Annotated in this window: 18 protein-coding genes and 1 pseudogene; 4 read left to right on the forward strand and 15 right to left on the reverse strand. The window is 70.9% G+C overall.

Features of this window, described 5'->3' with window-relative positions:
- Positions 1-86: 86 nt before the first annotated feature.
- Positions 87-1,268, reverse strand: a complete 1,182-nt coding sequence (gene sfnG, locus AB0389_RS18825; RefSeq protein WP_366396539.1) for a dimethylsulfone monooxygenase SfnG — start codon at positions 1,266-1,268, stop codon at positions 87-89.
- A gap of 153 nt (positions 1,269-1,421) precedes the next feature.
- Positions 1,422-1,535, reverse strand: coding sequence for a putative leader peptide (locus AB0389_RS18830; RefSeq protein WP_366396540.1), 114 nt, complete (start codon positions 1,533-1,535; stop codon positions 1,422-1,424).
- 155 nt (positions 1,536-1,690) lie between these two features.
- Here AB0389_RS18830 and AB0389_RS18835 point away from each other — a divergent pair, with 155 nt between their 5' ends.
- Positions 1,691-2,734, forward strand: coding sequence for a LysR family transcriptional regulator (locus tag AB0389_RS18835; protein WP_366396541.1), 1,044 nt, complete (start codon positions 1,691-1,693; stop codon positions 2,732-2,734).
- A 117-nt stretch (positions 2,735-2,851) separates the two neighbouring features.
- Here the strand turns inward: AB0389_RS18835 and AB0389_RS18840 are convergent, their stop codons facing one another.
- Entirely contained in the window at positions 2,852-3,604 is a 753-nt protein-coding gene (locus tag AB0389_RS18840; RefSeq protein ID WP_366396542.1) for an SDR family oxidoreductase, read from the reverse strand.
- A 147-nt stretch (positions 3,605-3,751) separates the two neighbouring features.
- Here AB0389_RS18840 and AB0389_RS18845 point away from each other — a divergent pair, with 147 nt between their 5' ends.
- Entirely contained in the window at positions 3,752-4,705 is a 954-nt protein-coding gene (locus AB0389_RS18845) for an AraC family transcriptional regulator (RefSeq protein ID WP_366396543.1), read from the forward strand.
- Between the two features lie 285 nt (positions 4,706-4,990).
- Here AB0389_RS18845 and AB0389_RS18850 read toward each other — a convergent pair whose 3' ends face one another.
- The 12 genes and pseudogenes from AB0389_RS18850 to AB0389_RS18905 form a co-directional block, all read right to left on the reverse strand.
- Positions 4,991-5,974, reverse strand: a complete 984-nt coding sequence (locus tag AB0389_RS18850) for an XRE family transcriptional regulator (protein WP_366396657.1) — start codon at positions 5,972-5,974, stop codon at positions 4,991-4,993.
- Between the two features lie 213 nt (positions 5,975-6,187).
- Positions 6,188-6,346, reverse strand: a pseudogene (locus AB0389_RS18855) (helix-turn-helix transcriptional regulator); the annotation flags it as partial.
- A 166-nt stretch (positions 6,347-6,512) separates the two neighbouring features.
- Positions 6,513-6,734: a hypothetical protein gene (locus tag AB0389_RS18860; protein WP_366396544.1), complete on the reverse strand. Its 222-nt coding sequence runs from the start codon at positions 6,732-6,734 to the stop codon at positions 6,513-6,515.
- Complete coding sequence (locus AB0389_RS18865) at positions 6,731-7,153, reverse strand: ATP-binding protein (protein ID WP_366396545.1); 423 nt, start codon at positions 7,151-7,153, stop codon at positions 6,731-6,733. The genes AB0389_RS18860 and AB0389_RS18865 overlap by 4 nt, the downstream gene beginning before the upstream one ends.
- Positions 7,154-7,596: 443 nt before the next feature.
- A complete protein-coding gene (locus tag AB0389_RS18870) occupies positions 7,597-8,772 on the reverse strand; it encodes a helix-turn-helix transcriptional regulator (protein ID WP_366396546.1) in 1,176 nt (391 codons plus the stop codon).
- A 108-nt stretch (positions 8,773-8,880) separates the two neighbouring features.
- Positions 8,881-9,816, reverse strand: coding sequence for an SDR family oxidoreductase (locus AB0389_RS18875; protein WP_366396547.1), 936 nt, complete (start codon positions 9,814-9,816; stop codon positions 8,881-8,883).
- 212 nt (positions 9,817-10,028) lie between these two features.
- A complete protein-coding gene (locus AB0389_RS18880) occupies positions 10,029-11,309 on the reverse strand; it encodes a beta-ketoacyl-[acyl-carrier-protein] synthase family protein (protein WP_366396548.1) in 1,281 nt (426 codons plus the stop codon).
- Positions 11,306-11,551: an acyl carrier protein gene (locus tag AB0389_RS18885; RefSeq protein ID WP_366396658.1), complete on the reverse strand. Its 246-nt coding sequence runs from the start codon at positions 11,549-11,551 to the stop codon at positions 11,306-11,308. Before AB0389_RS18885 ends, AB0389_RS18880 begins: the two co-directional genes overlap by 4 nt.
- Before the next feature lie 210 nt (positions 11,552-11,761).
- Positions 11,762-13,945 carry an acyl-CoA dehydrogenase gene (locus AB0389_RS18890; protein ID WP_366396549.1) on the reverse strand — a complete coding sequence of 728 codons (2,184 nt, stop codon included), beginning with the start codon at positions 13,943-13,945 and terminating at the stop codon, positions 11,762-11,764.
- 179 nt (positions 13,946-14,124) lie between these two features.
- Positions 14,125-15,519: a beta-ketoacyl-[acyl-carrier-protein] synthase family protein gene (locus AB0389_RS18895; protein ID WP_366396550.1), complete on the reverse strand. Its 1,395-nt coding sequence runs from the start codon at positions 15,517-15,519 to the stop codon at positions 14,125-14,127.
- Positions 15,516-16,553 (reverse strand): beta-ketoacyl-ACP synthase 3, encoded by a 1,038-nt coding sequence (locus AB0389_RS18900; protein ID WP_366396659.1) that lies wholly within the window; start codon positions 16,551-16,553, stop codon positions 15,516-15,518. Before AB0389_RS18900 ends, AB0389_RS18895 begins: the two co-directional genes overlap by 4 nt.
- A 155-nt stretch (positions 16,554-16,708) precedes the next feature.
- Positions 16,709-19,012, reverse strand: a complete 2,304-nt coding sequence (locus tag AB0389_RS18905; RefSeq protein WP_366396551.1) for a family 2 encapsulin nanocompartment cargo protein terpene cyclase — start codon at positions 19,010-19,012, stop codon at positions 16,709-16,711.
- A 178-nt stretch (positions 19,013-19,190) separates the two neighbouring features.
- Here AB0389_RS18905 and AB0389_RS18910 point away from each other — a divergent pair, with 178 nt between their 5' ends.
- Together AB0389_RS18910 and AB0389_RS18915 are read left to right on the forward strand one after the other, a co-directional pair.
- Positions 19,191-19,862 (forward strand): HhH-GPD-type base excision DNA repair protein, encoded by a 672-nt coding sequence (locus tag AB0389_RS18910; RefSeq protein ID WP_366396552.1) that lies wholly within the window; start codon positions 19,191-19,193, stop codon positions 19,860-19,862.
- A 156-nt stretch (positions 19,863-20,018) separates the two neighbouring features.
- Positions 20,019-21,593: a M28 family metallopeptidase gene (locus tag AB0389_RS18915; RefSeq protein WP_366396553.1), complete on the forward strand. Its 1,575-nt coding sequence runs from the start codon at positions 20,019-20,021 to the stop codon at positions 21,591-21,593.
- The last annotated feature ends 4 nt before the right edge of the window (positions 21,594-21,597 follow it).

Raw genomic sequence — 21,597 nt, forward strand, 5'->3', positions numbered from 1 at the left:
GTGCGTCTCCTGTGGCTGACGGTACGAGAGGGGGACGAGAGAGGGGCGAGGGAGGAGCGAGAGGGGTACGAGGGAGGGGCGAGGGATCAGACCGTGACGGACGAGGAGCCGGCGGCGGCCACAGGCTCGCCCCGTTCCAGCCGTTCCCGCTCCTCCTCAGGCAGCTGCGCCTCCAGCTCCCGCACCAGCGGCAGCACCCGCTTGCCGAAGTACTCGACCTCCTCCAGGTAGTGCAGGAAGCCGAGGAGGAACAGGTCGACGCCGAGCCGCTTGTACGCCACGATCCGCTCGGCGATCTGCTCCGGCGTACCGATCAGCCCGGTACGGAAGCCGTCGTTGTACTGGACGAGGTCCTCGAAGGACGAGTCCTGCCACATGCCCTTGCCGTCGGCGGCGGACCGGCCCGCCTGCTTCACCGCCGAGCCGAAGCCCTCGACCGCCTCGGTGTCCGCCTTCGCCACGATCTCGCGCAGGACATCGCGCGCCTCGGCCTCGGTGTCACGGGCGATGAGGAACCCGTTGAGCCCGAACCGCACCCGCCCGGCCCGCCCGGCGGCGTCGGCCGCGGCCCGTACGTCCCTGACCTGCTCGGTGACGCCGTCGAAGTCCTTGCCGTTGCTGAAGTACCAGTCGGAGACCCGGCCGGCCATCGCGCGGGCGGCCGTGGAGTTGCCGCCCTGGAAGATCTCCGGGTGGGGGCGCTCGGGGGTGTTGAGCGGTTTGGGCTTGAGCGAGAAGTCCCTGATCCGGTAGAAGTCCCCGGCCAGTTCGGCGTGGTCCTCGGTCCAGACGGAGCGCAGCGCGCGGATGAACTCCTCCGAGCGGCGGTAGCGCTCGTCGTGCTCCAGCCACGGTTCGCCGAGTGCGGTGAACTCGTCCTTGAACCAGCCGCTGACGACGTTCACCGCGAACCGCCCCTTTGACAGGTGGTCGGCGGTGGCACCGAGCTTGGCCAGCACACCCGGGTGCCAGAGCCCGGGATGTACGGCGGCGATGACCTTGAGCCGCTCGGTCGCGAGGAGGAGGGCGAGGCTGAAGCTGGTCGACTCGTGCTGGTACTCGGCGCCGTAACTGGCCATGTAGCGCACCTGGCTGAGCGCGTAGTCGAAGCCGCTGTTCTCGGCGAGTACGGCGAGTTCGCGGTTGTAGTCGTATCCCCAGTCGGTGCGCTGTTCGATCCTGCTCGTGACGAGGCCGCCACTCACATTGGGCACCCAGTAGGCGAAGCGGAGAGGTGACGGAGCAGACGGAGAAGACGGAGAAGACATCGGGAACTCCCGGTGTACGGATTCAGGCAGGCGAATGTGAAAAGTGGATGAATTCCACGGAGGCGCGAAGGCGCGAAGAAATCCCGCGAGACGGGAAAGAGAAAGCGCTACGTCCGGCTACGGCCGCTACGGCGGTGTGGAGCTACTCAGCCGTTACGCGGACACAGGAGCGGAAGCCGCGAGCACCGGGCGCCGCAGACACAGGGAGCTGGAGACACGGACCAGGTCGACATGGCGCCGCCGGGTGAGTTCCCGAAGATCGTTCATTGCCGCGCCACCGCCTTTCCGGCTTATTCGACAGCTTCCCGGCTTCCCAGGCTTCTTACGTGGATGAGCGTACCCCCGGACCCATCAACGGTCGATTCGGCAAATTCGACCCGGTGATAGGGTTTCCCTTCCACCGTTGAATGCGAGACGCCCGGATGCGAATAGAGCAACTCGAATACATCGAGGCCGTCACCAGGCTCGGGTCCCTGCGCCGCGCGGCCGAGGCGCTCCACGTCTCACAGCCCGCGCTGAGCGAGACCGTACGGAATCTGGAGCGCGAGCTCGGCGTGGACATCCTGGACCGGCGCCGCTCCGGCGCCCGGATCAGCGCCGCCGGGCGCGAGCTGCTGCCGCACATCATCGGTGTGCTGGACGCGGTCGACACACTGCGCCGGGCGGCCGACGACCAGCACCGTACGACCCGGATGATCCGGCTCGGCACGGTGAACGCGGCGACGGTGCCGCTGCTCGTCCCCACCATCCAGGCGTTCCGCGCCGCGCACCCCGAGACCCAGGTCGAGGTCACCGGCGCTCAACAGGCGGAGATCCACCGGGAGTTGCTGGAGGGCGGGCTCGATCTCGGGCTGGTCAACTACCTCCAGGGCGACGACAAACCGCCCGGCTTCCACACCACCGAACTCCTCCGGGGCCGCCCGGTCGTCTGCGTACGCTCCGACAGCCGCCTGGCGGCCCTCCGTACGGTCTCGGTGGCCGACCTCCTCTCCGAACCGCTGATCGTGATGCGCTCCGGCTACGTCATGCACCGCTACGTGCACCGCCTCCTGGAGGGCCGCAGCCCGACCTTCTCGTACTCCACGGACGGCGCCGAGATGGGCAAGCTGATGGTCGCGGAGGGCCTGGGCACCACGGTCCTGCCGGACTTCAGTGTCATCGGCGACCCCCTGGAACGCGCCGGCATGATCACCACCCGCCCCCTCGACGCCGACACCCCGGCCGTCCTGATGGTCATCCAGCACCCCCTGTCGGCCACCATGACCCAGGCCGCCCGCGACCTGCACGCGATGTTCGTACGGAGCGCGGAGACGTACGTACGGGAGGCGGCCGACCGGGCGGCCACGCGGCCGGCCGACCAGCGCACCGAGCCGGCCGACCAGCGCACCGAGTCGGCCGATCTGTCCGATCCGGACAGCGATCTGTCCGTTCTGCCTGATCCGCCCGATCTGCCCGGCCGAAATTAGCTCAGGTCAGGCTTCGCCAACCACGCCGATTGACGCTGTGGGATCCACCGGCTCGCCCCTCGGATCGCATCCGGAAGCTCGGCGCGCGCTGACGCCGCCCCCGGTCAGTCAGGTCCGTCAGATCTGGTTCTGCCCGCCGTCGACGTAGATGTTCGCGCCAACGATGTAGCCGCTCTGGTCGGACGCGAGGAACGCCACGGCGGCGGCGACCTCCTCGGGACGCCCTATGCGGCCCTTGGCCACCGTCGCGGCGGCATGCTCCTTGACGACGGACAGAGTCTCCTCGCCGCCGAGAAGATTGGTGAGCCCGGGAGTCTCGACCCCGCCCGGCGACACCGCGTTGACCCGGATGCCCCGGCCCTTGAGTTCGTTGGACCACGTCCGCGCGAACGACCGGACTGCGGCCTTGGACGCCGCGTACGCACCGAACGCCTCCTGGCCGTTGTCGGCGGCCGTGGAAGCGGTCAGGATGACCGAGGCACCGTCATTGAGCAGCGGGAGCGCCTTCTGCACGGTGAACAGAGTCCCCCGGACATTGACACCGAAGGTCCGGTCGAAGTGCTCCTCGGTGGTCTGCTCCAGTGTCACGAACGCACCGATCGCCGCGTTCGCGACGAGCACGTCCAGTCCCTGCCCCCGGGCCCGCACCGCGTCGTACAGCCGGTCCAGGTCGGCCGCCTCGGAGATGTCGCCGGCCACCGCGGTGGCCCTGGTTGTTCCGATGGTCTCGATGGCGGCGTCCAGCTCGGTCCTGCGCCGGCCTGTGATGAACACGTGCGCGCCCTCGTCCGCCAGACGTACGGCGGTGGCCAGACCGATTCCGGTGCTGCCGCCGGTGACCACAGCTGTTCTGCCCTCAAGGTGTCCCATGCGAGTGCCTCCATAGCCCTCTGTGCTGACCTGCTTCGATAGCGATACTGCAGGAACACCCCGGTACGATGCATCACGCATAGTCCTTATTTCTTTATGCATCGTCCAGAGATTCGTCACGAAAAGTCATCACGAAAGGAGAAGCGTGTGCTCGGCTCCGGCGATCCGATCACCGACGCCATCGGTCTCCTGCGCCCACGCGTGTTGCTCGACCCCGGCCTCCGAACGGCAGGAGCGTGGGCGCTGCGCTTCGATCAGTCCTCCCATGTCAGGCTGGGTATCGTCGCGCGCGGCACATGCCGGCTGACCCTTGACGGGCACAAGCCCGTACTGCTGGAGGAGGGCGACTTCTACCTGCTGGGCAACCCCCCGCCCTACATCCTGGGCAGCACACTCAGCGCACCACCGCGCCCGGCGAAGCCGGTGTGGGACAGCGCCAGGGACGGTGTCGTACGCATCGGCCCGGAGGACGAGGAAGACACGTACCTCTGTGGTGGGCACTTTTCGTTCGCGGACACGAACGCCCCGGTCCTGGCCCAGGCTCTCCCGCTGCTCGTGCTGGTCCGTGCCGCTGATCCCCGCGGCAAGCTCCTGGCGCACCTCTGCGAGCTCCTGCTCGCCGAGACCAGAACCGCCGCCGCCGGCAGCGCTCTCGTCCTGAACCACCTCGCACAGGTCCTGTTCGTCCACATGCTGCGCGCCCACGCCGAAGGGGCCGAACGGCCCACCGGCTGGCTGGGCGCGCTCAACGACGACGCCATCGGTGCAGCACTTCGAGCCATGCACGCCGACGCGGCGCACCCCTGGACTCTCCAAGAGCTCGCCGGTATCAGCCGCATGTCACGGTCCGCCTTCGCCGCATCCTTCAAGAACCAGGTCGGAACGACGCCGTTGGACTATCTGATCCAGTGGAGAATGAGCCTCGCCCGCGACGCTCTGAGCCGTGGCACGCGAACGATCTCCGAACTCGCGTTCGCGATCGGCTACAAATCCGAGAGCGCGTTCAGCACCGCGTTCCGCCGCGTGGTCGGCTGCTCGCCCAAACAATTCCGCGAGACATCAACGCACGCGGTCAACGACCTTCCGGACCATGGCCACTGACCCGTGCCGCGCCACGTACCCGTTCCCGTTCCCGTTCCCGTAGCCGATCGTCAGGATCGGAAAGGGGCGGGACGGCACCCCGTGAGGGAGCGCAGGCCCCGGTACACCGCGGTCAGCGTTCCCCGAACGGGCACGGGTCAGACCCCGCCCATCGGCGCCCCGCGCGTCGGCGTCACCGTCAGCCGGAGCCCGTCGAGATCGCCGAACCGTTCCCCCTCGTCACGGCTGGCCGCCACGGTGATCTGTGCCACGTCCGCGGGCACCGGGGATTACCAGCCCCCGGTGCTATGCGAGGACGCCGCTGCGTACCGCGAGACCGCGTAGCTCCGTTGAGGCGGGTCCGGACACCAGGAGGCTGGAGATGAGCGACTTGGTCGCCGGCCGGGCGTGGGTCTCCTGGGGAGCGCAGTGCTCGGCGGCCAGGAGGGTGCGGATGCAGTCGCTGCGGCGGCCGAGCCTGTCGTAGGTGACGGCAATGTCGCTCAGTGCCCGGGAGCGGCGCTCGACACTGGGCAGCGCCTTGAGGGAGATGGAGCGGGCGGCGGCGAGCGCGGCCAGTGGATCGCCGGCGTAGTTCTCGGCGGAGATGCGGTGGAGCTGCACGGTGACAGGGCTGAAGCCACCGCCGTGGTCGCGGACCAGGGTGGCGCCGCCGAGTTCCTTGGCGATGGCCGCGGCCTCGTCGGTCAGCTCCCGCATCCCGTCGCGGTCGCCCCGCCTGGCCACGGTGTAGGCCGCACTCTGGACAAGGAGACCGCGTACTGCCGCACCGGCTCGTCCGGCGTCGCGCAGGTCGGGGTGGTCGGCGGCGGACAGCGCGATCGACAGGGCCTCCCCATGCCATCCGGCCTTGCGGGCGAGCACGGCGAGTTGGCGGGCTGACTCGGCGACCGCGAGGACGTCGCCGGCGGCCTCGGCGAGCTGGCGGGCGCGGTCGGCGGCCATCCAGCCCAACTGCTGCTCGTCCAGTTTGACGAGCATGCGGGTGGCCAGCAGGTAGCTCTTGGCCAGGAGCCTGTAGTCGTCCTCGGTACCGCCGCCAGGTGTGTGCGCGTGGCCGACGCGGATGAGGCGGGGCAGGCGCACGGCGAGAGAGGCATAACGGCAGGCGTCGAAGTCTGCGAGCGCACGGGGGAAGTCGCTGGACAGAGTCTCGGCCGGTGGTGCGGCGGGGGCCTTCCCCAGGCCGAGCATCGCGTCCCGCAAGCGAGCGACGAGCAGCTCGCCGAGCAGGGCTTCATCTGCCTGAACGGTTCCGCTCCCAAGCACTGGGGTTGCGGCCGCTGCGGCGGTGGCCGCCAGGCCCGCAAGCAACTTCCTGCGCTGCAAAGGATCTTCACCGCCCTCCGACCCGGGTCTACCCAGCCTATGGGCGGGCATGCGGGGGAAGGCACCAGTTGCTCCGATCGGTTGCCCGTGTCGGAGCTCCGGTCGCGGCATGAGCGGGGCCAGGCCGAATGCCCGGTGCGGAAGTTCGAGGGAGTCGGCGAAGCACCGCAGCACATCGACGTCGGTCATCGGGGAGATGCCCCGTTCGTACCGGGAAACCTGGGCCCCGGAGTATCCGGTCAACTTCCCCAGTTCGGCGAGCGTGAGGCCCTTTGCCTGCCGGGTCTGCCGTATCAGTTCCCCGGGCTTCACATCGGCCCCAAGGACCGCTCATGCTTCGCTGACCGCATCAGTACTCGCCGGTCGGGGCCCCGGTGACGGAGCGCGGGCCACCGCGCATCGACTGCCGTGGCGGTGCAGTCGAATGCGCGGCCACCGCGGTCGGCGTTCCCCCGACGGCAACGGGACAGACCCGTCCCTATCCGGTGCGGCTCTCCGCCCGGAGCCAGGCGATCAGGGATTCCCACTCCGCCGACTCGCGCTCGTACGCGAGGAGCCGGTCCATGAGGTGCGGATCGGGCGGGCCACCGAGTCCGGCGCAGCGTGCGCACGGGCACGCGCCCGCCGGCAGGCGCGGGCGATCAGCGCCGGGGAACCCCAGCGCCGAACCCAGCACCAGCCGGAACAGAAGCCATGTCATCCGCGCAGCACCGCCCAGACGGCCTTGCCCACACCGTCGCGGTCCGCCACGCCCCACGCATCGGCCAGCGCCTCCACCAGGACGAGCCCGCGCCCGTCGACGGCACCCGACGGTCCCCGCCGCGCCTCCGGCCGCACGGAACACGCGTCATGCACCTCAAGGCGCACCCCCTCGGGCACGGCCAGAAACCGGGTCTCGATCTCCCGCCCGGGCGGCACATGGGCATGGCGTACGGCGTTGGTGACCAGCTCGGAGACGACCAGCACGGCCGACTCCTCCAGCGCGCCCAGCCCCCAAGCGCCCAGCGTCTTACGTAACTCCGCCCGCGCCAGCCCCACGGAACACGCGTGCCGCTTCCACCGCAGGATGACGGGAGCCCACTCCTGGCCGTCGCCGTGGCCGTAGCCGTGGCACTCCATCACGCCACCCCCAGGCCGGAGACCATGTACGGCCCGGGATTCATGTACGGCCCGGGATCGCCACCCTGCCGCGCGACCCAGGCCGCCCGCAGGCCCCACCGGCGCCGACGCTGCCGGGCACGCTCCCAGCGTCCGAACTCCATCCTGTCGACGAGCAGGACGGCCGGCGTGCGAGGGGCGGTGACCAGGGGGAACGCCCTGGCTCGGGCGTAGGGGGAGGGGAGTTGGGCGGAAACCGGAGGTCGCTCCGCCCGTCTCATCAAACGGGCGATAGTGTGGCGCATGTTGACGCTCCCAGTTGGCGTTGACCACGCCCCCGGACCGGTCGCACGGTTGCGGGGGTATCCCCATGGGATGGGTGGTTGACGTCACACTAAGAGGAATCGTCCGTCACTGTCTGTGTCACTTCGATTACCCATTGGCCAGAAGTGCCACGTTACCGCTCACACCTCCAGGTGGATGTGTGTTGCCATAGTGCGCATCTCCGGTGTCAGCGTTCGACGTCCTTCAATGACTCGCTTGAGAACCCTTCGCGCGTAGGGCTGATGAGGCAGCCATTCGGGCGCCGCCCGACCGACAGCCGCCAGCCTTTCGAAGGCATCAACATAGTTTCCGGTCTTGGCCAACGCCTCTGCCACGTCGAGATGATGCCGATTGCGGCTGCCACTCGTGGGCCGCAGCGTGATCGCCGGGACACGCTCGGCAAGACGAAGTACGGCGTCCGGCCGATCGAGTACGCCCGCGTTCTCCACCTGCATCAACTGCACGCGCGTGGGGCCGAACGTGCGGTTCGCGTCCGCCTCCGTCACCCTTTCCCGACCCATCGCCACAGCTGCGGCCTTGGCCAGTTTGAGAGCATCGTGGCCCTGTCCGGGCTGGTTGTTGCGCATGGCGGCCGACGAGACCTTCAGGAGCATCAGCCCCCATGTGCTCAGCTCCGCCGGTGTCGCCCGGGACAGGCGCGGCTCCACTTCATCCGCCCACTTCACGGCCACGTTCAAGGCGTCGTCCAACTTGCCCTGTCGCAGCAGCAACCAGCTCTGCGTGTTGGCCGTAGTGGCCCGCTCCATACGGTCGGCGGCGTCATCCATGGCTCGGTTGAGTGCAAGCTCCGCCACGTCGAACTGCCGTGTCTGGACCATGAGCACGCCGATGAATTGCAGAACACGGACGCGTACCTCACGCCCCTCCGTCCCCAGCGCCTCCGCGTCACGCAGGAGAGCCGGAAGTAAGGCAGTCAGTTCACTGAACCTGTCTTTCCGGTACTGCGGCTGCTCCTGAAGATCCGCGAGAGCCCGGGACACCCCGCCGCTGGTCGGCCGCTCGTCTTCCAGGTCCGGATCCTGCGGCGGTCGTTCAAGGGCCGCCCGTACAGATCCCCAGCGTTCTTCGGTACCTGCCGTGGGCCCCTCCTCCCGTGGACCGTTCGTCAGCCGCATCGTCGGCACTCGAAGGGCGGACGCCAGCTTGCGAAGCGTCTCCAGGCGAGCGGATTCCCGTTCGCCTTGCTCAAGCTTGCGGATGATGGACAGCGAAACGCCTGAAGCGGCGGCGAGTTCGGATTGGCTCAGTCCACGACGTTTACGTACCTCTTTGATGTGCTTCCCAGCATCGCTCATACCACAAGCCTACGGGCCGACGTCAACCGCGTCCCCCTCTTCGCGACGCGGCCCGCCCAATTCCACGCAGCCGCGACACAAGAGTCAAAAATCTTGCCGGAGATGAATCTAACGTCGCAGAACTGCCGCCGTCCCGGCGGACCACTCCGCCGCGTCTGCCGCGCCGCCCGGGCCGACCAAAGGGGTGGTCACGGCAGTGGTCACGGGCGTGGTCAGGGGCGGGGTCAGGGACTCCAGCGCGGGCATGTAGTCCGGGGCGCGGCGGGCCGCCGCCGCCGGGAGGGCGGCGCGGAGGAACTGGGCGGCGCGCAGCCAGCGTTGGGCGTAGATGTGGGGGGCGCGGCGTTCCAGGCCGTCGGCGATACGGTCGACCGCCGGCGCCAGCGGATACGTACGGCCGGCGGGCCGGGGCAGCCGGGCGCGCAGCTCGCGGAGCATCGGCTCGCGCTCCGCGTCGCGCACCATGTCCGTGTCCGTCCAGGTCAGGTACGCGACCCCGACCCCCACCCCGTGATGGGCGACCTCGGCCCTCAGGGCGTGGGCGAACGCCTCCACACCGGACTTGGACGCGCAGTACGCCGTCATCATCGGCGTCGGCGCGAGCGCGGCGAGCGAGGCGATCTGGAGGTAGTAGCCGCGGGAGTCGAGCAGCGCGGGCAGGAACGCGCGGGCGGTGTTGGCGCCGCCGACGAGGTTGACCTCGATGACGCGCCGCCACGTCGCCGGGTCGGCGTGCAGGAACGGCCCGCCCACCGCGACCCCCGCGTTGGCGACGACCGCGTCCACCCCGCCGAAGCGCCGCGCGACGGACCGCGCCGTACGGAACATGTCCTCGGCGTCGGCGACATCCGCGTACCAGTAGTCCGCCTCACCCACCAACGACCGTGTGACGGAGGCGAGTTCGGCGCGCTCCAGGCCGACGAGCGCCACCCGGACGCCGCGCGCCGAGAGCGTACGGGCGAGCTGCGCGCCGACACCACGTGCGGCGCCGGTGATGACGACGGTGCGTCCGCGGAACGACGGGCGTGGGCGGCGCCTGGGCATGGGGGGATCTCCAAGTAGGGCTGAGGGGTGGCCGAAAGGGGGCTTGGGTGTGGAGCAGGAAACGGGAACAGCAGCAAGAGCAGCAGCAGGAAACAGGAGCCGCAGCCGCTGGGCCGTCCCCCGCGTTACGCGTGGTACGCGCGGGAAGGGGACGGCGATACGCCGGGTGGGCGCACAGGCCGGTAACGGGAGTTGGGCGCACGCGGACCGCGTCAGGCGCGCTCCAGCGCGAGCACCGCGTTGTGCCCGCCGAAGCCGAACGAGTGGGTGACCGCCCGGTCCATCGGCATCCGCATCGGCTGTTTCGTCACACAGTCGATGTCGAACTCGACCGCCGGCGCGTCCAGGTTGGCGATCGGCGGTACGACACCGTACTGAAGGGTGAGTACCGTCAGCCCCGCCTCGATCGCCCCGGACGCGCCCATACAGTGCCCCAGCACCCCCTTGGGCGCCGTGACCGGCGGCCGGTGCGGAAAGAGCCTGCTGATCAGCGCCGCCTCGGTCGCGTCGTTGAGCTGGGTCGAGGTGCCGTGCGCGTTGACGTGGTCGACGTCGTACTGGCTCCACCCCGCGTCCCGCAGCGCCGCCTCCACCGCGCGCTGCGCCACGACGCCCGACGGGTGGGGGCTCGTGGGGTGGTACGCGTCGGTGGTGGCACCGGCGCCCGCCAGCAGCGCCCGGGGCGCCGCGCCGCGCGCCCGCGCGTCGACCTCGCGCTCCAGCACCATGATCGCGGCGCCCTCACCGACCACCAGACCGGCGCGGTCCTTCGCGAACGGCCGTGACAGCAGCGCCGGATCGTCCCCGGGCCCGGCCAGCGCCGCCGCGCCGGAGCGGGCGAAGCCCGCCATGGCGACGGGGTAGATGATCGACTCCGTCGCACCCGCCACCGCGATGTCGCACTGCCCGGTGGCGAGCAGGTCGCGCGCCACGTGCAGCGCGGTGACACCGGACGAACAGGCCGTGCAGGGCGCCATGCTGGGCCCGGTGGCCCGCATCCGGATGGCGATCTCGGCCGCCGGCATGTTGGGGATCGTCAGCAGGATCGCGGACGGCGAGGTCGCGTCGTAACCGCGCCGGTCGAGCACCACGGCCTGTTCCGTGAGGTTCGCCGTGCCGCCGCTGCTGGTGCCGACGACCACGGCGACCCGCGTACCGTCCCAGCTCTTCGGGTCGAGCCCGGCGTCCGCGACCGCCTCGCGCGCGGCGAGGAGCGCGAACTTCACGTACCGGCCCATCCGGAAGGCCGTACGCCCGCCGATCAACGCGTCGAGATCGACGCCGCCACCCCGGCCGTCATGCGAAGCAGTGCCCGGTCCGTCCCCCGGTCCGCCGCCGACCGTACAGGCGAAGTCCAGTGCGCCGCCGCGCAGTTCGGGGATCGTACGGGCGAGCGAGACACCGGCGCACACACCGTCCCAGGTGGATCCGGTGTCCAGGCCGGCCGGTGTGATCATGCCGAGGCCGGTGATGGCGACAGTGGGTCCGGTCATCGGCCGTCGTCCTCGGCCGTCTGGTCGAGGTACGCGGTGATCTCGGCCAGCGAGGCGCCCTTGAGAACCGCCTCGGAGTCGGCGACGACGCCCAGCGTCTCCTTGATGATGACGGCGAACTCCGCGACGGCCAGGGAATCCATCTCCAGGCTGTCCATGGTGGCCTCGGGGACGATCTCCGCCGCGGGGACCTTGAAGGTTCCGGTGAGCACCTCGGCGATCTTCGGGTGGATCGGGGTCACGTTCGTGGTCATGGCAGGTTCCTCTCGCAGGGTGGGTGGGGAGCGCGTACGCAGTCACGGTCATACGTGCTGGGCACACGCCGGAAGCGCGCCTTCGCGGGACGCGCGGGTCGTACGAAGTCGATGGGGCGGCCGGGTACGCCGGGTCGGCCGGGTCGCGCGGATGCGGATCGGGCAGCCGGGGCGGGCGGGGCGGGGCGGCGGACTCGCTCATCCGGTCCCGCACGGAACCGCACCTCGTCGCCGCAGGTCACGGGGGTCCTGGAGGGCACGGGGGTCCTGGGCATCCCCGGAGTCCTGGGCGTCCTGGGCGTCCTGGGCGTCCCCGGAGTCCTGGGCGTCCTGGGCGGCCCGGGGTACGTCCGGATGCCCCTCGGCGTGCCAGGGCCCCTCCGGGTCGTCGTACGCCTCGACGTACCCCGCCCCGGCGATCGGCAGATCGGCGAGCAGCTCCTCGGGCAGCGCGAACGCGCGCACCAGCACGGGCGCGTCCGGCGCCAGCCGCTCGACGAGCGCCTCGACGGCCTCGGGCAGCTCGGCGACGTGCCGCGCGGCGAGCCGCCCGGCGGCCAGCAGATCGCCGCTGTTGCGCGCCACCCAGCGGAGCACGAACAGCCCGCGCAGCGACCGCACCAGACCCGCGGCCCGCGCCTCCGCCGTTTCCTCCGCCCCTGTCCCCTCCTCCGCCCCTGTCCCCTCCTCCGCCGCTGTCTCCTTCTCCGCCCCTGTCCCCTCCAGCGCCGTTCCATACGCCTCGGCCGCCCGGCGGTACGCGTGCGCCTCGACCGCGCGCAGGGCGGCACCGGAGGCGGCGTTCCAGCGGACGAGGGCGTCACCGAGGGGCGCGTCGGCCATACGGCGGCGGGCCCGGTCCAGCCACAGGTCCTCGACGGCGGCGAGCAGGTCGTCCTGGAAGTCGGGATCCGCCAGCTCGCGCGCCTCGGCGGGGACGCCACCGTCCGCCGGAACGCCGTCGCCCTCCGGTGCGAACAGCATCTCCGCCGCCGCCTTCACGTGGATCGCGAGGTTGTCGCCCTCCGCCGTGATGGCGCCCTCGACGCCGATCAGCAGCTCGGCCATGCCGTTGTTCTCCAACAGGCCCTGCGCGCCGCACCGTTCACGGCACTCGACGATCACCTCGCGCGCCCGCCAGGTGATCCACCCCTTGGCCACCGCGACCAGCCGCTCCGCCGCCGCCTCGGTCGCCGCCGTACGCGTCACCCACGCGTCGACCGCCGTACGGTGCAGCAGGGTCATCGCGAAGACCATGGCCAGCCCCTCCACCAGCGGGCCGTGGTGGCTGCGGTGGGCGAGGACCGGCACCGGGCCCGCGCCGCGCGCGCCGGAGATCAGCCGGTGGCCGCCGTACCGTACGGCGAGCGCCAGCGTCAGCCGCGCGGAGCCGACGGCGCACGCGCTCATCGAGAGCTTGCCCGGGGTGACGCGGGCGATGGAGAGCAGCAGGCGCCGGCGGCGGTTGGGGCTCTCGCTGTGGAAGGCCCCGTCCGCGCCGAGGCCGCCGTGCGGGCCCGCCAGCAGCGCGTCCCGCCCGACGAAGACGTCGTCGAACGAGGTCAGGCAGTGGTCGACCGGGGCGCCGAGCCGCGCGGGCAGCGCGCGCACCCGTACCCCCGGCAGCGGCCGTACGGAAGCGGATGCCCCACCCGTCAGCTCGGTCAGCTCGGTCAGCTCCGTCAGCTCCGTCAGTGGCGTCAGGAACAGGAAGACGCCGTGATCCACGCCGTCCACCAGCAGCCGCGCCGCGACCACCCCGCTCTTCGGGCCGCCCGCAGGACCGGTGTTGGGCATGAACTTCTGCGCCCCCGCGTGCGGCGTGCGCAGCACGAAGCCGTCCCGCTCGCGGTCGTACGTCGCGGTCGTCTCGACGCCGACCGCGTCGTTGCCGTGCGCCACCTCCGTACAGAGGAACGTGCCCACGCGGCGCAGCGCGAGAAAGTCGGAGAGATCCCGGCCTCCCCCCGGGCCTGGCTGATGGTCGGCCAGGCTGCCGAGGAACAGGTTGTAATGGATCCCGGCGACCGTCGCGAACACCGGATCGACCGGGCTCAGCCACTCGTGCAGCGCGGCGAGCGCGCGCGGGTCGGCGACCAGGGCCGCCGGATCCGCGAGCGAGTCGTTGACCGTACGCAACCGGTCGTACGCCAGCGAGAGCCGCCGCTCCGCCGTGGCGCCCGGCCGGCGGCGGAACGGCTCCGAGGCGGCGAGCCGGCGCCACGGCTCGTGTTCGCGCCCGAAGTCCGTACCGAACAGCACGCCCGTCAACCGCTCCACGGTAGGGCCCGCCGGATCCGCCAGATCTGCCGGATCCGCCAGACCCGCCGGATCCGTCCGGTCCGGTGGAATGACGGGATTCACGGCGTCGCTGTTGGTCATTACGGTCACAGAGGTAGAACGATCAAGCGATCACGAAGAAACGACTCTCTAGCCCAAGGTGGCCCCAAGACATCCATTCGACGGGCGCACAACGGCGCCACCCGCGCGCCTCCCCGCACGCTCCGAACGCGCCCCTATTGCGCCCCGCCAGTCACCTCGTCGTCCCTGGTCACACCACGTCAAGCCCTCCGGAACGCCAGCGCGACATTGTGCCCGCCAAAACCGAACGAGTGACTGACCGCGGTCTCCACCCACTGCCGGCGCGGCTGCTTCGTCACACAGTCCACGTCGAACTCCACCGCGGGCGCGTCCAGATTGGCGATCGGCGGAATGATCCCTTGTTCGAGCGTCAGTACGGTCGCCACCGCCTCGATCGCCCCGGCCGCCGCCAGCGTGTGCCCCAGCACGCCCTTGGGCGCGGTGACGGGCGGCCGGCGCGGGTAGACACGATCGATCAGCGCGGCCTCCATGGCGTCGTTGAGCTGCGTGGATGTGCCGTGCGCGTTGACATGCTCCACGTCGTACGGGCTCCACCCCGCCTCCCGCAGCGCCGTCTCCACCGCCGCCTGTGCCACCCGCCCGTGCGGCGCGGGCGCCGTGGGATGGTGTGCGTCGGTGCTCGAACCCGCGCCCGCGAGCAGCGCGCGCGGCGCACGCCCCCGCGCCCGCGCGTCCGCCTCCCGCTCCAGCACCACCATGGCCGCCCCCTCACCGAGCACGAACCCGTCCCGGTCCGCCGCGAACGGCCGTGACGCCGCGGCCGGGTCGCCGGTACGGACCGAGAGCGCGCCCATCCGCGCGAACGCCGTCACCACCAGCGGGGTCAGTACGGACTCGGCGCCGCCCGCCACCACCACATCGCACTGCCCGCCCGCCAGCAGATCGCGGGCCAGGGCGATCGCGGTGGCCCCGGAGGCGCACGCCGTCGCCGGGGAGAAGCTCGGGCCCTGGGCGCGGAGCGCGATGGCCACCTCCCCGGCCGCCGCGTTCGGGATCATCATCGGCACCAGCAGCGGGGAGACGGCCTCCGGTCCCTCGTCGCGCAGCCGCAGCGCGTTGTCGACGAGTACGGAGACCCCGCCGACCCCCACCCCGAGCACCACGCCGACCCGGCCCGCCTCCCAGGTCGCGGGGTCGAGCCCGGCGTCCGCCACCGCCTGCCGGGCCGCGATCAGCGCCAGCTTCACGAAGCGCGCCATCCGCCACACCGAGCGCCCGCCCACGACGGCGTCCAAATCGATCTCCGCAGCCCAGGGCGAGCCCCCCGCCCAGGGCGGGTCCCCCGCGCCGAACGGGTCCCCCGCGCCGGACGAACCGTCCGCCTCCGCCGGACCGCCCGCCTCCGCCGCGTCGCCGATCGCGCACGCGAAGTCGACCGGCATCCCGGCCAGTTCGGGCAGCCGCCGCGCGACGGACCACCCGGCGCACAGCCCGGTCCAGAACGCCCGCTCGTCGGTGCCCGCCGGTGTGACCACCCCGAGCCCGGTCACCGCGACCTCGGCCGGCCCCCGCCGCCCGCTCCCCCGATCGGCTCCCCCGCCCGCGCTCCCCCGCTCAGCTGTCGTCCACGTCATGACTGCCCTTCCCTTCCTTCCGTCGTACGTCTCTGCTCTCGGGGGGCCGGGCCGGGCCAGCGCAGCGCGGCCGTTCCCCAGGTCAGGCCGCCGCCGAAGGCGGTCAGCAGCATCCGGTCGCCCGCCCGGAACCGTTCGTCCGCCGCCGCGTCGGCCAGGGCCAGCGGGATCGACGCGGCGCCCGTATTGCCCACGCGGTCGAGATGGACGACACAGCGCTCGGCACCGATCCCGAGCCGGTCCGCGACGGAGCGCAGGATCCGGACATTGGCCTGGTGCGGTACGAAATGGTCGACCTCGTCCGCTTCCCAGCCCACGGTGTGCAGCAACGATCGGCAGGAACCGGTCATTCGCTCAACCGCGTGCTGATAAACAGTCCGGCCACGCATCCGGAAGTACGGGTCACGCTCGCCGTCGGGACCGGGCAGCGACCGCGCCCGGGCGCCGCCGCCGGCCACGGTGACGAGACCGTGCTCCGTACCGTCGCTGCCGAGGTCGAAGGCGAGCAGCTCGCCCGGATCGCCGGGCCGGCCCGCGCCGATGAGGGCCGCGCCGGCGCCGTCACCGAAGACGACGCCGGTCGAGCGGTCCGTCGGGTCCAGCCAGGTCGAGTAGACGTCCGCGCCGACCAGCAGCACCCGGTCGTACAGCCCGGACACGATCAGACCGTGGCAGACCGCGAGTCCGTAGACGAAGCCGCTGCACACCGCGCCGATGTCGAACGCGGGCACCTGGCCGAGCCCGAGCCGCGCGGCCAGCGCGGGGGCGGTGGCGGGGCAGGGATGGTCGGGCGTGGCCGTGGCCAGCACAACGGCGTCCGGCCGCGGCCCCGGCCCCGGCCCCGGTCCCGGACCGACCAGCCGCCGGGCAGCCTCATACGCCAGGTCCCCCGTCGACACCCCCGCGCCCGCCCGGTGCCGGCTGCCGATGCCCGTGCGCTTGCGCACCCACGCGTCGTCGACCTCCCACGCGGCGGGCAGCGCCTCGTTCCGCACCGGCTCGCCCGGCACCCAGCCGGCGACGGCCGTCAGCACGGCCGCCCGTACACCGCCCCGCCCGTACCGCGCGTCCCCCCGTCCGTACCGCGCGTCCCCGCGCCCGTTCAGCGCGTCTCCGCTCACCACCCGCGGCCCCCATCCGGTAGTCGATCCCCCTGACCGGATGCCAAACTCCCTGACGCTCGAACGAGTTACTGCGCCATTTGGGGCACCTCTCGTACGGATGACCGAGTCGGCTCCCAGCCGAGCAGCCGCGTCCGCGCCGCCGAGGTGCCGAGACCGCTCGGCACGGGCGGCAGCCAGCCCGCGATCCCGGCGCGGTCCTCCAGCAGCTCGTGCTCCTTGTAACGCTTGCAGCCGTGGTGCCAGTTGAGGATCCCCGAGAGCCAGTTCTCCAGCTCGGCCACATAGCCGTCCAGCACCGCGCGCGCGTCCGCGTCGAGCGCGAAGTCGTCGTACAGCGCGGGCAGTTCATGGGCGACGACATGCTGGAACTGCCGCATCCGCTCGTTCATCAGGTCGTCGATGATCCGCAGGGCGGTGGGATAGTCGCAGTTGAAGAAGTTCTGCACGACGAGCACCCCGTTGTGCACCTCGCCCTCGAACTCGATCTCCTTCTGGTATGAGAAGACGTCGTTCAGCAGACAGGCGTAGTCCTGCGCCGCGTTCTCCAGGGAGCGCATCGGGCCCGTGCGGTAGATCTCGGGCGGCACCCGCTTGCCGTGGCTCAGCCGGGACAGGCTCATCGTCATGTCCGAGCCGAAGGTCCTGCGGCGCATCTCGATGTAGTCGACGGGGTCGGGGATACGGTTCTGCGCCTGGTTGGCCAGCTCCCACAGCCAGCTGGCCGTCATCTCCTCCACCGTCGTACGGAACGTACGCCGCGCCTCCGGCTCCATCGGCCCCGCCGTCCGCACCCAGAGGTCGGCCAGCCCCCGCTCCAGCGCGGTGGCCGGTTCCGGCGTCGCGGTGAGGTCCTCGACCGGCATGAACAGCGCCAGCCGGTCGTTGCACGCCTTCGCGCCCGCCAGATCCCGCGCGTTCCCGTACACCACCGGGAAGTAGTCGTCCCCGTACGTCCCCCAGGCGAGCCAGTCCGAGGTCAGGTCGAGGCCCTCGGGCGTGGCGTCCGGGTGGATGCCGGCGGAGCAGAGCGGCAGGTCGATCCGGCGGATCCGCTCCTCGTCCCAGACGCCGGAGCCGGGGATGCCCGGCTGCGCCTCCAGGATCCCCATGCGGTGGGCCCACTCGACGGTGTGCTCCCGCGAGTGGTCCAGATGCGGGCTCAGCTTCAGCGCGAACGGCATCTGGAAGTCGGGCAGTTGGGAGGGGCCGACCTGCTGGAACGGGATATGGCTGTGGCTGCGCGCCCGCGCGGGGGCTCCCGCACCGAGAGACCCGATGACCCGGGCGAAGTCGGAGGTACCGAGCCCGACCGGCGTCATGGAGAACAGCGGCGGCGGAGCGCCCACACCCTCTCCGGCACCCTCGCCCCCGCCCTCCCCCGCGCCGTTCATGTACCGGCTGGAGCGCATGTGCCACTCGTGCCCGCCGGACTGCCAGTCCTGGAGCCCCTTCACATACGCGAGCGTGGCGGCGGCGCCCACCGGGTCCGTGCCCGTCTCCGCGAAGAGCGGCCCCAGCTCCGTCAGCGCGGTGTTCTCGAACTGCTGGATACGGGAGGTCAGCAGGTCGTTGACGGCGTCGGCCGCCTCCTGTGTCGTACAGCCGAGGAAGGTCTCCAGCACGAGCACGCCATTGCTCAGCTCGCCCTCCTCCTCGATCTCCCGCTGGTACGAGAAGAGGTCGTTCCGCAGATGGACCGCGTCCGAGAACGTGTCCTTCAGGACCCGCAGCGGCCGGGAGTCCGCCAGCGCGGCCGGGATCTCGGCGCCCGCCGCGAACTCGACGAGCCCGGCGGACCAGGGCGCGCCGCCGACCTTGCGGCGCATCTCGATGTACTCGACGGGGTTGGCCACGCGCTCCGCGTTGATGTTCGACAGTTCCCAGTCGGACTCGTTGAGCAGGTTCTCCGTCGATTCGGCGAACCGCCTCCGCCAGGCCGGCGACATGCTCGGGACCGTACGCGCCCAGAGGTCGGCGAGGCCGGCCTCGACCGGGTTCGTCGGCTCGGGGAAACCGTCCGCGAGATCCATCGGCATGAAGGCGGCCAGCCGTTCGAGATACGCCTTGCCGCCCTCCCGGTCCTGGGGGCGCTTGTAGACCTCAAGAAAGTGGTCGTCGAAGAAGAACACCCACACATACCAGTCGGTGACCAGCGACAGATCCGGTCCGTCGCAGTCGGGATGGGTGTACGCGCAGAGCAGCGCGTAGTCGTGGGCTGCGAGGTCGGACTCCTCCCAGACCCCCGATCCCTCCAGCATTCCCATGCCCCTGGCCCACTCCGTGGAGTGCACCCTGGCCTCCTCCAGATGGGGGTTGAGACGGGCCGGATACGCCATGTAGAAATCCGGCAGTACGAAGGGCTGAGTCACGGTGGAACGGCCTTTCCGAACGATGCGCTTTCCGCAGACGCGCGTTTCCCGAGATTGCGCTGACACCGTGATCTACCCAGCCGGAGAATCCCCCATCCGGACCATTAAATAGTCATATGAACACACAGATGGCGCGTGGCTCCCTGCCCCACCACCCGCCCCGGGCGATCATCGTGGGATGAGTCCCACCCTTCATCTCGCACAGCAGCCCGAGGCCGACGCCCTGCTCGGCCGCAGCCCGCTGGCCGCGCTCGTCGGCATGCTCCTCGACCAGCAGGTCCCGATGGAGTGGGCCTTCAGCGGCCCGTACACCATCGCCGTCCGCATGGGCCAGGACGACCTCGACGCCCGCGCCATCGCCGCCCACGACCCCGACGCCTTCGCCGCGCTCTTCGCGGAGAAGCCCGCCGTGCACCGCTATCCGGGGTCCATGGCCGGGCGCGTACAGCAGCTCTGCCAGTACCTGGTCGAGCACTACGACGGCGATCCCACCGCGATCTGGCGCGACGCCACCACGGGCGCGGAGGTGCGGAACCGGCTGAACGAGCTGCCCGGGTTCGGCGCGCAGAAGTCCCAGATCTTCCTGGCGCTGCTCGGCAAGCAGTTCGGCGTACGCCCGGAGGGCTGGCGGAAGGCGGCGGGCGCGTACGGCGACGAGGGCGCGTACCGCTCGGCGGCGGACATCACGGGCCCCGAATCGCTGGCCAAGGTACGGGCGTTCAAGCAGGAGGCGAAAAAAGCGGCAAAGAAGACAGCGAAAAAGACGACGACGGCGGCGAAGAAGACGGCCGCGAAGCCGGCGTCCGCCACCAAAGCTACCCGCAAGTCACCTCGCGGCAAGGCGACTTGAGCAAGTTCCGGCCGATCTCCGGCGCAGACGCGCCCCTTTAACGCCGCGATCTGCGGAAACGTTCCGTGACGTGCGCCACATGTGTTCACAACCGCCGCGCAGGTCGCTAGTTTTCCTGGAACTTCGCTCACGTTCGATCGCACCGAGAGGACTCCTGTGACCGCAACGTCCCGCAGATTCGTGGCAGTAGCAGCCGCCACCGCGCTCGCCGCCCCCCTTCTGCTCTCCGCCTCCTCGCCCGCCGTAGCCGGTTCGCAGAACGGTTCGCAGCACTCCGCCGCCGGCCGGCACGACCCCGCCAAGGAGGGGGCGAAGCTCGCGAAGGAGCTGGTCCGCAACTCGTCCGCGAAGGACGCCTACAAGCACCTCCAGAAGTTCCAGGCGATCGCGGAGGCCAACGACGGCAACCGGGCCGCGGGCACCCCCGGCCACGACAAGAGCGCGTCGTACGTCCACGACCTGCTCAAGAAGGCCGGTTACCAGGTCTCGTACCAGGACTTCGAGATCACCTACATCAAGACGCTGGCCGAGAAGCTCGCCGTCACCGCGCCGACGCCGCGCGACATCGACATCCACGCCATGTCGTACACCAGGTCCACCCCGGTGGGTGGCGTCACGGCGGAGATCGCGGCCGTCCCGGTCAGCGCGGCCACCGGCTGCGCCGCGGGCGACTACGCGGCCGACGCGTACACCGGCAGGATCGCGCTCATCCAGCGCGGCGGCTGCACCTTCGCCCAGAAGCAGCAGGAGGCCGGCGCGGCGGGCGCGGTCGGCGCGATCATCTACAACAACACGACGGGCGCCCTGAGCGGCACCCTCGGCGACCCGGACGTCGGCGTGATCCCCACGGGCGGCATCAGCCAGGAGGACGGCCGGGCGCTCGCCGCCGACGTCGCCGGGGGCCCGGTGAGCGTCTCCTTCGAGGTCCGCCAGCTCCAGGAGCAGCGCACCACCCGCAACGTGATCGCCGAGACCAGGGGCGGCCGTTCCGACCGTACGGTCATGCTCGGCTCCCACCTCGACTCGGTCGACGCGGGCCCGGGCATCAACGACAACGGCTCGGGCTCGGCCGGTCTTCTCGACGTCGCCCTCAAACTCGCCAAGACGCACGAGAAGCCGACGAACAAGGTCCGCTTCGCGTGGTGGTCGGCGGAGGAGCTGGGCCTGCTGGGCTCCGAGCACTACGTGGCGGAGCTGACCGACAAGCAGCGCGCCGACCTCGCGCTCTACCTGAACTTCGACATGATCGCGAGCCCGAACCACGCGCAGTTCGTGTACGACGGCGACGGCTCGGACAGCGACACCGCCGAACCGGGCCCGGAGGGCTCGGCCCAGATCGAGAAGGCCATCCAGAAGTACCTGGACACGAAGCGGATCCCGCACGAGGGATCCGAGTTCAACGGCCGTTCGGACTACGGCCCGTTCATCGAGGTCGGCATCCCGGCGGGCGGTACGTTCACGGGCGCCGAGGGCATCAAGACCGCGGCCCAGGCGAAGCGTTACGGCGGTGAGGCGGACGTCGCGTACGACGCGTGCTACCACGCGGCCTGCGACGACATCGGCAACGTAAACATGAAGGCGTTCGGCATCAACATCGGTGTCATCGCCAACGCGGTGGGCACATACGCGCACGACGTCAGCACCGTCAAGAAGGCGGCCGTGGCGCCGAAGGGCCTCAAGGCCACCACCAAGGCGCGGGACCACGACCACGAGCACGACCCGAAGGCGTAACCGC

The organism is Streptomyces sp. NPDC093109 (assembly GCF_040701725.1).
GTDB lineage: Bacteria > Actinomycetota > Actinomycetes > Streptomycetales > Streptomycetaceae > Streptomyces.

Bases quoted from the DNA above. Each gene is read 5' to 3' on its own strand.
- sfnG (WP_366396539.1), bottom strand. From the start codon at position 1,268: ATGTCTTCTCCGTCTTCTCCGTCTGCTCCGTCACCTCTCCGCTTCGCC.
- AB0389_RS18830 (WP_366396540.1), bottom strand. From the start codon at position 1,535: ATGAACGATCTTCGGGAACTCACCCGGCGGCGCCATGTCGACCTGGTC.
- AB0389_RS18835 (WP_366396541.1), top strand. From the start codon at position 1,691: ATGCGAATAGAGCAACTCGAATACATCGAGGCCGTCACCAGGCTCGGG.
- AB0389_RS18840 (WP_366396542.1), bottom strand. From the start codon at position 3,604: ATGGGACACCTTGAGGGCAGAACAGCTGTGGTCACCGGCGGCAGCACC.
- AB0389_RS18860 (WP_366396544.1), bottom strand. From the start codon at position 6,734: ATGACATGGCTTCTGTTCCGGCTGGTGCTGGGTTCGGCGCTGGGGTTC.
- AB0389_RS18865 (WP_366396545.1), bottom strand. From the start codon at position 7,153: ATGGAGTGCCACGGCTACGGCCACGGCGACGGCCAGGAGTGGGCTCCC.
- AB0389_RS18870 (WP_366396546.1), bottom strand. From the start codon at position 8,772: ATGAGCGATGCTGGGAAGCACATCAAAGAGGTACGTAAACGTCGTGGA.
- AB0389_RS18875 (WP_366396547.1), bottom strand. From the start codon at position 9,816: ATGCCCAGGCGCCGCCCACGCCCGTCGTTCCGCGGACGCACCGTCGTC.
- AB0389_RS18880 (WP_366396548.1), bottom strand. From the start codon at position 11,309: ATGACCGGACCCACTGTCGCCATCACCGGCCTCGGCATGATCACACCG.
- AB0389_RS18890 (WP_366396549.1), bottom strand. From the start codon at position 13,945: ATGACCAACAGCGACGCCGTGAATCCCGTCATTCCACCGGACCGGACG.
- AB0389_RS18895 (WP_366396550.1), bottom strand. From the start codon at position 15,519: ATGACGTGGACGACAGCTGAGCGGGGGAGCGCGGGCGGGGGAGCCGAT.
- AB0389_RS18910 (WP_366396552.1), top strand. From the start codon at position 19,191: ATGAGTCCCACCCTTCATCTCGCACAGCAGCCCGAGGCCGACGCCCTG.